Source organism: Alteromonas sp. MmMcT2-5 (assembly GCF_022348315.1).
GTDB lineage: Bacteria > Pseudomonadota > Gammaproteobacteria > Enterobacterales > Alteromonadaceae > Alteromonas > Alteromonas macleodii.
On sequence record NZ_JAKRFB010000019.1, the window covers coordinates 24801 to 37436 of the forward strand.

The following is a 12636-nucleotide window of genomic DNA, read 5'->3' on the forward strand; positions in this document are numbered from 1 at the left end:
TTAAAGCTCAAGACCAATATTGGAGATTCCAGCTTCCAAGGCAAGTGCCTTCATTTCGTCTGCCGCTTTCGCTGGGTATTTGGCTTGCTCTACATAATCAAGCAATTCGTTTTGTACCTCAACTTCAAACTCCATCAGCGGATGCCCTTTTACAGTCTCGTCATCGGCTTCTTCGCTTTCTAGCAAATAGGCTTCTACGCTGCCTTGCGATAACTTGCTGATGACCACTGCGCCTTGCGGATCGTCGCCTGCCATCAAATTTAGCAAACCAGCTAGACCAATAGCTGCATCAATTGCTGGATAAACGCCATAGTTGTCATGCTCACTGGTATCAGGTGTAGCCACTTCAACTTTCTCAAGCTGTACCGCAATGTTGAATTTGCTCTTGGGTGATTTCAACGTTTCCCACACCAAATTCAAACAGTTGCGCAATGCGCTTGCATCACCACTTTCCGTTAATTCACAGAAAAGCGTGTAGTTGGGTAGCATACGCTCAAGTAATGCAGCACCGAATGCAACGGCTTTCCAGCCTTCCAAGGCGCGAACGCGCCCAAAGGTATTAAGTTTTTGCTTTGCCATTTAAAGGGCTCCAGTGGCATGCATGAAATATTGGGTAACGCCATCCAGCAACATTTGGATAGCAATCATAACTAGGATCATACCCATTAATCGCTCCATCGCAACTAGACCGCGCTCCCCCAGAATTTTATGGAACACATTTGAAAATAGTAAGATCACTGCGCTTATCGACCATGAAGCCGCAAGCGCAATCGACCAGTCAGCCATTCTGTCTGGCGCTTGGTTGGCAAGAAGAATAAGCGCAGCCAGCGTTGAAGGGCCCGCTATCATAGGAATAGCTAGAGGTACTAGAAAAGGTTCTTCACCTACAGCTAATCCACTGGGGTTGCCAGATGATGGAAAAATCATTTTAAGCGCAATAAGGAACAGAATAATTCCCCCAGCGATACTTACTGTCTCTTGTTCCACGTTCAGAAAATTGAGAACCGATTGGCCACTGAACAAAAAGAGAAACAGGATGCCAAGAGCAAATAATAATTCTCGAATTAGGATGACTTGACGACGCTTTGGTTCTATCGATTTGAGTACCGACATGAACACAGGGAGGTTACCTAAGGGATCCATGATCAAAAAGAGCATGATGGCAGCAGACCAAGTATCCATTTTTTTACTGTCTCCGGTTGTGAGGCTAAGCCCGTTTGCGCGTAAACCATTGAGTATAACTCAAAGTTCTTACAGATGGTCGTTTTAGGCGCGCAATGGTAAACCAAGCTGACTTAGTTAAAAACACCTTTTAAGGCATGATTGTTTTTCATTTATCTAGAGCCTACAAAAAATACTCGAAAAATAACGAAAGTGCGCTTTACTAAAGCGTAGGGAGAAGTGTTTGTCATTTCTAAGCGGTGTTTTCGCCTTATTCACGGTCAGAATTCAAACAGCCCAATTGGCTTTTTCTACACCTTTTGGATAATGTCTTATCTCCAGAGCTTTTGATGTAATAGTGAGTAACATCATTTTGTTTAACGTTTTGTTCTGCGCATTGTTCGGCGTTGGAACCTGTTAATCCTCAATAAGAACAACCAAAAATAGGAAATATTGCAATGAGTTTGATGACTGTTAAAGAAGTGGCTGCTTTTCTTGGCGTACAAGAAGTGCGCGTAGAGCGCCTTGAGCGTGAAAGCCTTTTGGTTTCGAAAGATAAAGACACCGACGGTAACCCACTTTTCGACAGTGGCGACGTTGAACGCTATAAAACGCTAGCTGAGCGTTTAGGCGGGATCTAATTTACAGAAAAAGGGCGTGATTTTTTGCAAAGTCACGCCCTTTTTATTTTTTTGCGCGAAGCGACGTTAGTTCAAGTAACGCTATTCGCTTTGCCTCTACACATCCACGTGGCACAACGTGCGACGTTTAAAAATAGAGCAGCGTTCGACAGCCGTTAGGGCGTCGAACGCTATTTTATTTATGCACTGAAGTCTTTCAGCATTCTCGCAATTGAGCGAATACCTTTCGCTGTTGCCCCTACCGGCATTTCAGATGTTGCCCCGCCATGGTAAGCAGCGGCTAAATCCAAATGTACCCAGCCTTCTGGCTTAACAAAGCGTGATAAGAAGCCCGCAGCGTTTGATGCACCGCCACCACCGCCACCTTTCATCGGGCGACTGTTTGCTGTATCTGCGAACGCCGATGGACAGCGCTCTGCGTGGAAATCTTCAAGTGGTAGCGGCCAAAAACGTTCGTTTTCTGCCTTTGCTGCTTTAAGCATTTGTTCGCGGGCATTATCATCTAACGAGAATACGCCATGGTAATCAGAACCCAGTGCAACCACTGCAGCACCGGTTAGTGTTGCTGCATCAATAATCAGCGGTGCGCCCGTTTCTGTTGCCGCCATAAGGCCATCAGCCAACACTAAACGTCCTTCAGCATCGGTATTAACCACTTCAACGGTTACCCCATTTTTATAGGTAAGCACATCACCCAACTTATAAGCGTGACCGCTAATAAGGTTTTCTGCACAGCACAAAATAAGCTGAATACGCTTTTCACTGCCTTGAGAAATAGATAGCCCTAATGCCCCTGTTACCGTCGCTGCGCCGCCCATGTCACATTTCATATCTAACATGCCTTCGCTTGATTTAATGCTGTAGCCACCGCTGTCGAACGTGATGCCTTTTCCAACTAGCACGGCATCAACCGGCGCATCCGTATTACCTGTTGGGTTGTAATCAAGTACCAGCATTGCAGGCGGACGTTCACTACCGCGGCCCACATTATAAATGCCAATCCAGCCCTGCTCTTTAAGATCTTCACCTACCGTCATTGAGTAAGTGACCTTGTCACCACCCAGTGACTTAAGCCACTGTGCTGCTCGGGTTGCTAAGGTTTCAGGGCTTAGATCTTCAGGTGTTTCGTTTACCAGCTGACGGGTAAATAGTAACGCCGCATATTCTTGCTCTAGCGCTTCTTTGTCAGCCGTTTCGGCCCATTTTATTAACGCTGGTTTGCGCGCACGCGTGAAGCTAAGTGCAAAAGCCCACTGCTGCTCTTTGTGCCAATCACCGCTTAGCGTAACTGCTGGCAGGCTTAAGCCATCTAGTTTTCTTGCCGCTTGCTGAATTAAACGCTCATTAAGCTTGTCGTCAGGCAGGTGAATAACTGCACCTGATTCAGTGAAAGAAAGCTTAGCACTCTCGCCCCACACTGCTTCAGCACTGTTTCTAGAAAGGCTAACGGTAAATTCTGCCATCGCGTTTTATTCCTTATTACATCGTTATATTATCGCAAAGCGCTTTTTGCGCTTGCACAAATGTTTGTTACTCTTTGGCGCCTTGTTTACTGCGCTTGTTGTTCGCTAACCACATACGCTTTGTTCGCTAAGCGCATACGCTATACGTGCTCGTTCAAAAGCACACATATCAATTAGCGAAACACACTAACGTGTTTTCACCTACATTCTAAAAAAGGCGACACATGAAGTTTTCACCTTCCTTATTACGCGGCACCCTTATAAAAAGGTACAAGCGATTTCTTGCCGATGTTGAGTTAGACGACGGCACTATTGTAACTGCACATTGCCCAAATACTGGCGCTATGACTGGCTGCGCTGTTCCTGGATACACTGTCTTTTTAAGTGAGTCCACCAACCCAAATCGAAAACTCAAGTATACATGGGAGCTAGCCCAAACATTTGATGGTCACTTCATCGGCATTAATACGCACAATGCTAATAAACTGGTGGCGGAAGCGCTAGATAACAAGGTGCTAAGCGAATTTTCAGACATCACAGATTGGAAAGCAGAAGTAACACCTCCTACCGCCAATAGCCGGTTCGACTTTGCATTAACTCGAAAAAATGCCGAACATCAGAGTGTTACTGAGTATATGGAAGTTAAATCCGTCACCTTAGCAGATGAAAACAAAGGGTTCTTCCCCGACGCAGTCACGCAACGCGGCGCGAAGCACTGTTTAGAACTTGCTCGTTTATCTGACAGTGGTATAAAAACCAATCTATTATTCTGCGTACAACACACCGCCATCGAAAGTGTACAAGTGGCCGAGCATATTGATCCAACTTATACAGAAAGCGTAAAGATTGCCGCAAACGCTGGCGTAACGGTTTTGGCGGCAAGCTGTATAATAGACGAACAAAAAATCCTATTAAATCAAACACTCCCTTTGATTTTATAAAAAATAGGTTGATTTTTTTCATTTCGCCTTCATATTTGCGCCTTGTTTTAGTGGGAGAACGCACTAATGCGTTTGCTGGTAGCCAGCGGGCTAAATGAAAAAACACCTGGCTAATTTATGAAAGCAATACACCAGCATAATAATTACATAGACACGATTGATTGCCTGAAGTTGTCGAGTCTGATATAGATATCGGTCCAATCAGGACAAGATGGATGTCGTAGTGTAGGAGATGTGGCAGATGCCAACAGGAAAAGAAACAAAATCCCTAGGACTATTAGCGCTGGCAGGTTTACAGCCGTACGAGCCAAAAGCTGACGAAGAGTACATGGGCGAGCCCCAAATGGAACACTTCCGTCTATTGCTTAAAGCATGGCGCAACCAACTTCGTGAAGAAGTTGACCGTACAGTAACGCACATGAAGGATGAAGCAGCAAACTTCCCTGATCCTGTAGACCGTGCAGCTCAAGAAGAAGAGTTCAGCCTTGAGTTACGTACACGTGACCGTGAGCGTAAGCTAATAAAGAAAATTGAAAAAACGCTTAAGCGAATTGAAGAAGACGATTTCGGCTTCTGTGACCAGTGTGGTATCGAAATTGGTATTCGTCGCTTAGAAGCTCGTCCTACAGCAGATTTATGTATCGACTGTAAGACCATGGCTGAAATTAAAGAAAAACAACTTCAAGGTTAAGTTACTAGCCTCGATTACGTTGATATAGAAAGCCTCATCCCGAAAAGATGGGGCTTTTTGTTAAGCCTTTATTATGCATAACCACTATGTAGGGCGCTTTGCTCCCTCTCCATCCGGCCAACTTCACTTCGGTTCGTTAGTTACCGCTGTTGCCAGCTACCTAGATGCCAAAAGCCATAACGGAAAATGGCTGCTACGTATGGAAGATATAGACGAGCCGCGCTGTATTAAAGGTGTAGATAAAGACATACTCACTACCCTAGAAGCCCACGGCCTGTATTGGGACGGCGACGTCATCTATCAAAGCCAACAACATGCCCGTTATCAAGCGGTTCTCGATGACTTACTTACACAACAAAAAGCCTATTTTTGTACCTGCACACGTAAGCAAATTAAAGCCATGGGCGGTGTTTATAACGGCCACTGTCGAACTGAGCCAGTGCACTCCAACACACAGGATTGTGCAGTTCGTTTAAAAGTAGATACTCAACTTGAAGCCTTTGATGACGTGCTTATGGGCAAAGTTATGCCCTCTAATTCAAGCTCTGATTTAATAGCCGAAGACGTAGTGCTGAAACGTCGAGACGGCTTATTTTCGTATAACCTTGTCGTGATTTTAGATGACGTATTTCAGCAAGTTAACCATGTCATTAGAGGGTGTGATTTAATTGATGTCACGCCTTTACAGCGCGCCGTATATCACACGCTGGGCTATTCTACTCCTGAATACGGTCACGTGCCGGTCGCTGCCGTGGCACCAGGCAGAAAACTAAGTAAACAAAACCGTGCAGCGCCAGTTAAAAACGAATCAGCTTTAGATAATCTCGTGCGTGTGATGCACTTTTTAGGCTTTTCCTTTCCAAATGCGTCAGAATTTGGTGATATTGATTCGGCGCTTAAGACGGCTATTTCAATGTGGAATAGGAAAAAAGTAGTGAAAACACCCGAAATTATTGTTCCACAGCATGAATCCACTTATTATAGCGAACCTTTATAGTCTGCGGAGATACCATCATCATTCATCGTGTTTTTAAATCTGTTAAGCGCGCTTTTTCAAAAGAGAGTTCGTCTCCTAACGCTTTAAAGCCAAGGACTATGACCCGTGGAGAACACGGTATATCTCGCGAAGACGTAAGCGCAAATGCATTGAAAGTAATGTATCGCCTTAATGGAGCTGGCTTCGAATCCTATTTGGTAGGAGGCTGTGTACGCGACATTTTGATGGGTCACGAACCAAAAGATTTCGACGTGGTGACGAACGCCACACCTGAACAAATTAAAGGCTTGTTCAGAAACTGCCGCCTTATCGGCAGGCGCTTTCGTTTGGCCCATATTGTGTTTGGCCGTGAAATCATTGAAGTAGCCACGTTCCGCGGGCACCACCAAGAGTCAGACGAAGACGAAAACCTTCCCAAGGGCAAGGCTGTCGCAAAGCGCGACGCTCACGGTCAATTAGTACGCGATAACGTATTCGGCACCATTGAAGAAGATGCTGAACGCCGTGACTTTACCTTTAACGCCATGTATTACAGCGTGGCAGACTTTACGGTAAAAGACTTTGCTAATGGCTTAGCCGCCATAGAAAAACGAGAAGTTGAGCTTATTGGCGACCCGGAAACACGCTACCGTGAAGATCCGGTACGCATGTTACGTGCGGTGCGCTTTGCCGTTAAGCTTGGCATGCGCATTGAAGCAAAAACTGCTGCACCGATTAAATCTCTGGCCAACCTTTTACAGAACATTCCACCTGCGCGCTTGTTTGAAGAAACCCTTAAACTGTTTTTATCGGGTAAGGGAGAAGAAACTTTCTTAATGCTGCACGAATACGGCTTAATCGAGCCTTTGTTCCCTCAGCTAACGCCGTTTTTGAAAGATGAAAACAGCCGTGAAATGCAGTTTGTACGTCGCGTACTTGCCAATACCGACGAGCGTATTAATAGCGACCAGCGAGTTACGCCAGCGTTCCTTTACGCCGCACTACTCTGGTATCCAGTTGAGGAAGAGTCACAACGCTTACAAAGCGAGTCTGGCTTAAATGCTCACGATGCATTTAATATTGCGTCAGGCGAGGTTATCTCACGTCAAACACAACGTATTATGATCCCTAAACGCTTCTCTACCGTGGTTCGGGACATCTGGATTTTACAGCAACGCCTACCTAAGCGCTTTGGCCGTCGCGCTTTCCAATTGCTTACGCACCCTAAATTTAGAGCAGGCTATGACTTTTTGCTTGCCCGAGGCCAAATTGAAGGTGGCGATCTATTAGAGCTAGCTCAGTGGTGGACGCACTTCCAGCACGCTGACAACGGTAAGCAGAAAGGCATGCTTAACGCCCTTCGCAAAAGCGAAGGCGGCGCAAAAGGTGCCCCGCGTAAGCGCAAGCGTAAACCAGCGAAGCGAGGTCCTGATGCATAAAGAGCACGTGTACATTGGTGTAGGTAGCAACCTCGGCGATAGCCAGGGAAAAGCCCAGCGCGCGTTTGATGCGATAGGTCAAATAGAAGACACCCGCGTACTTAAAACCTCTTCACTTTATTCCAGTAAACCGATGGGGCCGCAAGACCAACCTGACTATATTAACGCGGTGTGCTTAATTGAGACCTCGTTAAAGCCCCACGGCTTATTGAAGCAGCTGCAACGCATTGAGCTGGAAGAAGGCCGTGAGCGCAAAGGTGAGCGCTGGGGACCACGCACGTTGGATTTGGATATTTTGTTGTACGGCAGCGAAACTATCGACACCGCAGACTTAATCATTCCTCATTACGGCATGGCAGAACGCGAGTTCGTTATGGTGCCGCTGTTTGAAATTGCGCCCAATATGGTTATGCACGATGGCAAACCCATCTCGGCATGGGTCGCTAACTGCTCGCTGGATGGACTTCGTCGCCTGCGCTCTTCCAATTAGCGGCAAAATCCGTATAGTTCGCCACACGATACCAACAATATCAATCTGAGACATGTCATGAAGAAAGTAACTGTATCGGGCTTGCTTAAGAAAAAGCAGGCCGGGGAAAAGATCACCTCTTTAACCGCTTACGACGCCAGCTTCGCCAAAATGTTCGACGAACAAGGCGTTGACGCCCTTCTTATCGGCGACTCTTTAGGCATGGTCCTTCAAGGTGAAGACGACACCCTACCGGTAACCATCGATGACATTGCCTACCACACGAAAAGTGTGCGTCGCGGCACTGAACGCGCCTTCGTATTAGCCGATATGCCGTTTATGTCTTACGCCACTCCTGAGCAAACCTACGCCAATGCAGCAAAGCTTATGGCTGCAGGTGCAAGTATGGTTAAGATGGAAGGTGGAAGCTGGTTGTGCGACACCATCAAAGGCTTAAACCTGCGCGGCGTCCCTGTGTGTGGCCATTTAGGCTTAACGCCTCAGTCAGTGCACGTATTCGGTGGTTTTAAAGTACAAGGCCGCGAAGCGAGCCAGGCTGAAAAACTGCTTAGCGAAGCGAAAGCGTTGGAAGAAGCCGGTATTCAGTTATTAGTGCTTGAGTGCGTGCCTTCATCGCTAGGCAAAGCGGTTAGCGAAGCCCTAACCATACCGGTAATCGGTATAGGCGCAGGCAAAGATACCGACGGTCAAATTCTGGTGATGCACGACATGTTTGGCATCAGCGCAAACTATATGCCGAAGTTCTCAAAGAACTACCTTGTAGAAACCGGCGATATGCGCAAAGCCGTATCAAAATATATTGAAGATGTGCAAAGCGGTGCGTTCCCATCGGCTGAACACAGCTTCGAGTAACGAGGTAAATTATGAAGGTGGTTGATAGTATTTCAGCATTACGCAGCACGGTGAACGCATGGCGACGTAATGGTGAAACCGTAGGTTTTGTACCCACTATGGGCAACCTGCACGATGGTCATCTCAAACTAGTTAAAAAAGCGAAAGCGCACAACGACAAAGTGGTGGTTAGCATTTTTGTTAACCCCATGCAATTTGGTGCGAACGAAGATTTAGACGCGTATCCACGCACTATCGAAGAAGATAAAGCTAAGCTTATTTCTGTGGGTGCAGACGCCGTGTTTTTACCTAGCGTAGCGGAAATGTATCCGGCAGGTCTGGATGCGCAGACGTTCGTTGAAGTGCCCGGTATTTCAGACTCGCACTGTGGCGCCAGTCGCCCTGGCCATTTTCGCGGCGTCGCTACCGTGGTGACCAAGCTTTTCAACATGGTACAGCCAGACGATGCGTTTTTTGGTGAAAAAGACTTCCAGCAGCTACAAGTTATTCGCGCGTTAGCTCGCGATTTATCAATGGCAGTGAAGGTTCACGGGGTGCCTACAGAGCGCGAAACGTCAGGCCTAGCAATGAGCTCTAGAAATGGCTACCTGACAGACACTGAAAAAGCGACGGCGAGTGCTATTTTTGCAGAAATGCAGCGCTTAAAAGCGGGCATAGAAAGTGGTAACACCGACTTTGTTCAGCTTGAAAATGCCATGGTCAGTAACCTTGAAGCAAAAGGCTTTAAGAAAGACTACTGTCAGGTAGTTAACGCCGCCACCTTTGAACCAGCTAACGATAGCGACAAAGAATTAGTTCTGCTTGTTGCTATGTTTATGGGCAAGACACGCTTAATTGATAATATGCAAATTACGCGAGATTAAGCGTAATACCAATCCTCGCGGATAGTCTCGAACTACAAAAGAAAACGCCCGATGCATGACTCCTAAACAGAGCCTGTATCGGGCGTTTTTTTATTTGTTGCTGCTGAAGTCTTTAAGACGCAACGGTTTCTGTTTCGCGAACGAAATCCATTAGCTCTTTCCAAGCCTGAGTCTCTTTCGCAATTAAGTGTTGCTCAGCCAAAATTGCGGCCAAGTCGTTATGGCTAGTAAGCGGATTCGCTAACACTACGCGAAACACGGTAATACACTGGGAAGGGTAATCCGGCGCTTCCAGGCGAGTACGAGACACAAAAGACTTACCTGCTTCACGCTGCTGCTTTTGTACCGCAACAACAAGGGCGTCAACCTTCTCATTAATAGCGTTGCGGGTTTTAGCATTCACATGCTTCAGCTTTTCCTGCACTTCAGCGGGACAAACGCGATAGGTCAACAGTGATAGAATAGGTGTAGTCGTCAATTCAAAGTCTTGGGCTTTATCAATCATCTGCGCAAAGTCTTTGGCTTTATCAATGCTGCGATCAATTAGTAGCTCGTACCCTTTGCGACCGAATATATGCAGCGCCGAGTACACCATCATGGCCATACCGTTTCGGGAGCCTTCCAGCGTGGTAGCCCCTAAGTCTTTAGAGCCTGCACGCAAAATATATTGGGCGTGATGTCTTACCGCATTGGCATTTTGTGGGTCTTTGAAAAGCGCCATTCCTGCGCCCATTGGCACGTACATTTGCTTATGCGCATCAATAGTCACTGAGTCTGCGCGCTCTATTCCCTTTAATCTGTCGCGATAGCGCGCCGAGAATAGCGTAGCGCCGCCCCAGGCTGCGTCTACATGGAACCAGCAGCCTAACTCTTTGGCTACGTCAGCAAGCTCGTCTAGCGGGTCTACATGCCCCGTTTCAGTGGTGCCGCCTACCCCAACAATTGCCAGAAGTTTATTGCCTTCCTCTTGATAACGTTTACCAATGCGAAGGGCTTTTGCTGGGTCTAGGGTTTGTTTTGGCGCGGGCACAGTTAATAATTGTTCACGACCTAGCCCCAATACATCCACAGCCTTTGACAGCGAGTAATGCCCACGTTTACTGCACATCACGCCTAAATTGTTAATATCGTAGTGACGATAGGCAGCGGCAAGACCTGCTTTAGCCACGCCTGAAAACCCTTTTTGTGGGCCAAGTAATTTGTTGCGTGCCACCCATAAGGCGGTGATATTGGCAATGGTTCCGCCAGAGCAAAATGCCCCCAAAGAATGGGCCGCACTGTGTAGATGGTTGTCGTAAAAGCTTTGAGGCTGATCGTACACAAGGTTGTGCATCATACCCAATACTTGACGTTCTAGCGGCGTGAAAGCTTTAGATGTTTCTATTTTAACCAAGTTCTGGTTAAGCCCGACCATTAACTTAGAAAGCGGCAGGTGAAAATAGGGCAACGCTGAGGTCATGTGACCAATAAAGGTAGGCGAGTAAGTATTGACTGAATGCGCAACAAGCTTATCTAACAAGCTTTCAGCATGAGTAGACACAAACTCGGGTGACTCAGGCACCTTGGAGTCTGAAAAGTCTTTTTCAATTTCTTCTAACGACGTCTTTTTTGTCACTACGTGCTGCGACAAAAAATCTAAGATATTGTCAGATAAATGCTGCTCTATTTGAGCCAGCTTTGAGTCTTTGTGTTCAGGCTTGGTAAAGACCCTAAACAGGTGCTCTAAACTAACTTGCGCTTCACCCACTCAACACACCTCATACTTAAAACAATCACACATTTCGCTTACATTTATTGGGCGAAATCAACAGGCGGTTTTGTAGGACACCGGCCTGACACTTACTTTTCCTTTTAGCCAAATAGCATTCGACACAATTACTTTGCGACTGGTGCAGCTATTTATCCAACATATCCCTTAACGGTACATCGGCTGGGCTAATGCGCGTTGACGCGGTCCATTCGTTGCCAAACCTGAAAACTTATCACAATACTTTCAGGGTGTCGCACTTTACATCAGATTGCAATGCTCGCCAAGGGTTAGCGCACGGCATTTAAGCGACTATTAACGTTTTATTACATGCAAAAAACTTATGAAGCGGTTAACTCTGCACACGTATTTAAACGAATTCCCCCGAATTTTGTACCGCAAATTTTATCAGTCTCTACTATATTTAATTTATGAATAGTACCAACACGAGTCTCTCGTATTGGTTTTCCATCTTCTAATTGCGAGCCTAAGTAGCCATTGAACTCACATTCAAGCATTCATCGCTGCGATAAAGTACTGCTTCAAAGCAAGGGGGTCTGTTTATGCCCATTCGTGAAATTTCCGAGGATTTCTCTATCGATGATATCGTGCCTTATTTTCAACCCATCGTTGACTTACAAAGCCAAGGAGTATGGCGCTACGAGTGCCTGGCACGCTTGATAACCCGAGGTGATAAGACTTTTTTACCTAGCGAATTTCTCTACCTTATAGAGCGCGAACAACACGTAAATACGCTTGCAGCGAGCATGTTTGTGCAATGTGCCAGCTATTTTCACGACGTTAATATCCCTTGGAACATCAATATAACTGCCAATGACCTTCACAATGTAGAGCTTACTAATACCCTCATCACCCATTTAGCAAGCTATCCCACGCCGGAGCGTGTAAGTATAGAAGTGAGTGCTTCTACTGCCCTATCCAATCCGAAAAGCCTTACCGCATTTATCGAAAAAAGCATGCATGTGGGGCTGGGCGTTTTCATCGACAACGTTGGATCATGCCCAGGTAACATACGAGCGCTTATGAACTTGCCGGTTCGGGGGATTAAGCTCGCTGGCGGGCTAATTAAACACTATGACGAACAAGAGGCAGTGAGGGAATATGTAGACTATCTGCTGTCGCTATGTGAACGCCATGGAGTAAGCACTATTGCCGAGCACGTAGAAGATGAGGCGCATCTAGAACGCGTAAAACGCCTGCCCATTCGTTATGCACAGGGATATGTGTTTAGTCCGCCCATGGCGAATGTGCGAAGTGCCACTGCGCGCCATTAACAAGCGAATTATACAAATTTGAATAACAAACGGGGCGAGCTTTTCATCTCACCCCACTTTTACAGCTTTCAGTATTT

Annotated in this window: 13 protein-coding genes; 9 read left to right on the forward strand and 4 right to left on the reverse strand. The window is 46.4% G+C overall.

Features of this window, described 5'->3' with window-relative positions:
* Positions 1–579, reverse strand: a complete 579-nt coding sequence (locus MHN09_RS09970) for a YjaG family protein (protein WP_014977586.1) — start codon at positions 577–579, stop codon at positions 1–3.
* Complete coding sequence (locus tag MHN09_RS09975; RefSeq protein ID WP_014977587.1) at positions 580–1182, reverse strand: YhgN family NAAT transporter; 603 nt, start codon at positions 1180–1182, stop codon at positions 580–582.
* Between the two features lie 437 nt (positions 1183–1619).
* On the opposite strand from MHN09_RS09975, the gene MHN09_RS09980 reads away from it, so the two are divergent.
* Positions 1620–1802 (forward strand): hypothetical protein, encoded by a 183-nt coding sequence (locus MHN09_RS09980; protein WP_014950994.1) that lies wholly within the window; start codon positions 1620–1622, stop codon positions 1800–1802.
* 179 nt (positions 1803–1981) lie between these two features.
* Here MHN09_RS09980 and pepB read toward each other — a convergent pair whose 3' ends face one another.
* On the reverse strand, positions 1982–3265 hold the full coding sequence (gene pepB / locus MHN09_RS09985) for an aminopeptidase PepB (RefSeq protein WP_061486687.1): 1284 nt from the start codon (positions 3263–3265) through the stop codon (positions 1982–1984).
* Positions 3266–3489: 224 nt separating this feature from the next.
* Here pepB and sfsA point away from each other — a divergent pair, with 224 nt between their 5' ends.
* The 7 genes from sfsA (at position 3490) to panC (ending at position 9517) form a co-directional block, all read left to right on the forward strand.
* Positions 3490–4206 (forward strand): DNA/RNA nuclease SfsA, encoded by a 717-nt coding sequence (sfsA, locus tag MHN09_RS09990; RefSeq protein WP_239240496.1) that lies wholly within the window; start codon positions 3490–3492, stop codon positions 4204–4206.
* A gap of 241 nt (positions 4207–4447) precedes the next feature.
* The gene (gene dksA, locus MHN09_RS09995; protein WP_014950997.1) at positions 4448–4897 is read left to right on the forward strand and encodes an RNA polymerase-binding protein DksA; all 450 of its coding nucleotides are present in this window, start codon (positions 4448–4450) and stop codon (positions 4895–4897) included.
* Between the two features lie 73 nt (positions 4898–4970).
* Positions 4971–5894: a tRNA glutamyl-Q(34) synthetase GluQRS gene (gene gluQRS, locus MHN09_RS10000; protein ID WP_061486689.1), complete on the forward strand. Its 924-nt coding sequence runs from the start codon at positions 4971–4973 to the stop codon at positions 5892–5894.
* Between the two features lie 98 nt (positions 5895–5992).
* A complete protein-coding gene (gene pcnB, locus MHN09_RS10005; protein WP_239240498.1) occupies positions 5993–7312 on the forward strand; it encodes a polynucleotide adenylyltransferase PcnB in 1320 nt (439 codons plus the stop codon).
* Positions 7305–7802, forward strand: a complete 498-nt coding sequence (gene folK / locus MHN09_RS10010) for a 2-amino-4-hydroxy-6-hydroxymethyldihydropteridine diphosphokinase (protein WP_014951000.1) — start codon at positions 7305–7307, stop codon at positions 7800–7802. The genes pcnB and folK overlap by 8 nt, the downstream gene beginning before the upstream one ends.
* Before the next feature lie 57 nt (positions 7803–7859).
* Positions 7860–8654, forward strand: coding sequence for a 3-methyl-2-oxobutanoate hydroxymethyltransferase (panB, locus tag MHN09_RS10015; RefSeq protein ID WP_014977593.1), 795 nt, complete (start codon positions 7860–7862; stop codon positions 8652–8654).
* Positions 8655–8665: 11 nt separating this feature from the next.
* Positions 8666–9517, forward strand: a complete 852-nt coding sequence (gene panC / locus MHN09_RS10020) for a pantoate--beta-alanine ligase (RefSeq protein WP_049588997.1) — start codon at positions 8666–8668, stop codon at positions 9515–9517.
* Between the two features lie 112 nt (positions 9518–9629).
* On the opposite strand, the gene panP is transcribed toward panC, so the two are convergent.
* The gene (gene panP / locus MHN09_RS10025; RefSeq protein ID WP_014977595.1) at positions 9630–11264 is read right to left on the reverse strand and encodes a pyridoxal-dependent aspartate 1-decarboxylase PanP; all 1635 of its coding nucleotides are present in this window, start codon (positions 11262–11264) and stop codon (positions 9630–9632) included.
* A 563-nt stretch (positions 11265–11827) separates the two neighbouring features.
* On the opposite strand from panP, the gene MHN09_RS10030 reads away from it, so the two are divergent.
* Positions 11828–12559, forward strand: a complete 732-nt coding sequence (locus MHN09_RS10030) for an EAL domain-containing protein (RefSeq protein WP_014951004.1) — start codon at positions 11828–11830, stop codon at positions 12557–12559.
* Positions 12560–12636 lie beyond the last annotated feature (77 nt).

What these genes read in the sequence shown, in the direction of transcription:
- MHN09_RS09970 (WP_014977586.1), bottom strand. Translation starts at nt 579, where the DNA reads ATGGCAAAGCAAAAACTTAATACCTTTGGGCGCGTTCGCGCCTTGGAA.
- MHN09_RS09975 (WP_014977587.1), bottom strand. Translation starts at nt 1,182, where the DNA reads ATGGATACTTGGTCTGCTGCCATCATGCTCTTTTTGATCATGGATCCC.
- MHN09_RS09980 (WP_014950994.1), top strand. Translation starts at nt 1,620, where the DNA reads ATGAGTTTGATGACTGTTAAAGAAGTGGCTGCTTTTCTTGGCGTACAA.
- pepB (WP_061486687.1), bottom strand. Translation starts at nt 3,265, where the DNA reads ATGGCAGAATTTACCGTTAGCCTTTCTAGAAACAGTGCTGAAGCAGTG.
- sfsA (WP_239240496.1), top strand. Translation starts at nt 3,490, where the DNA reads ATGAAGTTTTCACCTTCCTTATTACGCGGCACCCTTATAAAAAGGTAC.
- dksA (WP_014950997.1), top strand. Translation starts at nt 4,448, where the DNA reads ATGCCAACAGGAAAAGAAACAAAATCCCTAGGACTATTAGCGCTGGCA.
- gluQRS (WP_061486689.1), top strand. Translation starts at nt 4,971, where the DNA reads ATGCATAACCACTATGTAGGGCGCTTTGCTCCCTCTCCATCCGGCCAA.
- pcnB (WP_239240498.1), top strand. Translation starts at nt 5,993, where the DNA reads ATGACCCGTGGAGAACACGGTATATCTCGCGAAGACGTAAGCGCAAAT.
- folK (WP_014951000.1), top strand. Translation starts at nt 7,305, where the DNA reads ATGCATAAAGAGCACGTGTACATTGGTGTAGGTAGCAACCTCGGCGAT.
- panB (WP_014977593.1), top strand. Translation starts at nt 7,860, where the DNA reads ATGAAGAAAGTAACTGTATCGGGCTTGCTTAAGAAAAAGCAGGCCGGG.
- panC (WP_049588997.1), top strand. Translation starts at nt 8,666, where the DNA reads ATGAAGGTGGTTGATAGTATTTCAGCATTACGCAGCACGGTGAACGCA.
- MHN09_RS10030 (WP_014951004.1), top strand. Translation starts at nt 11,828, where the DNA reads ATGCCCATTCGTGAAATTTCCGAGGATTTCTCTATCGATGATATCGTG.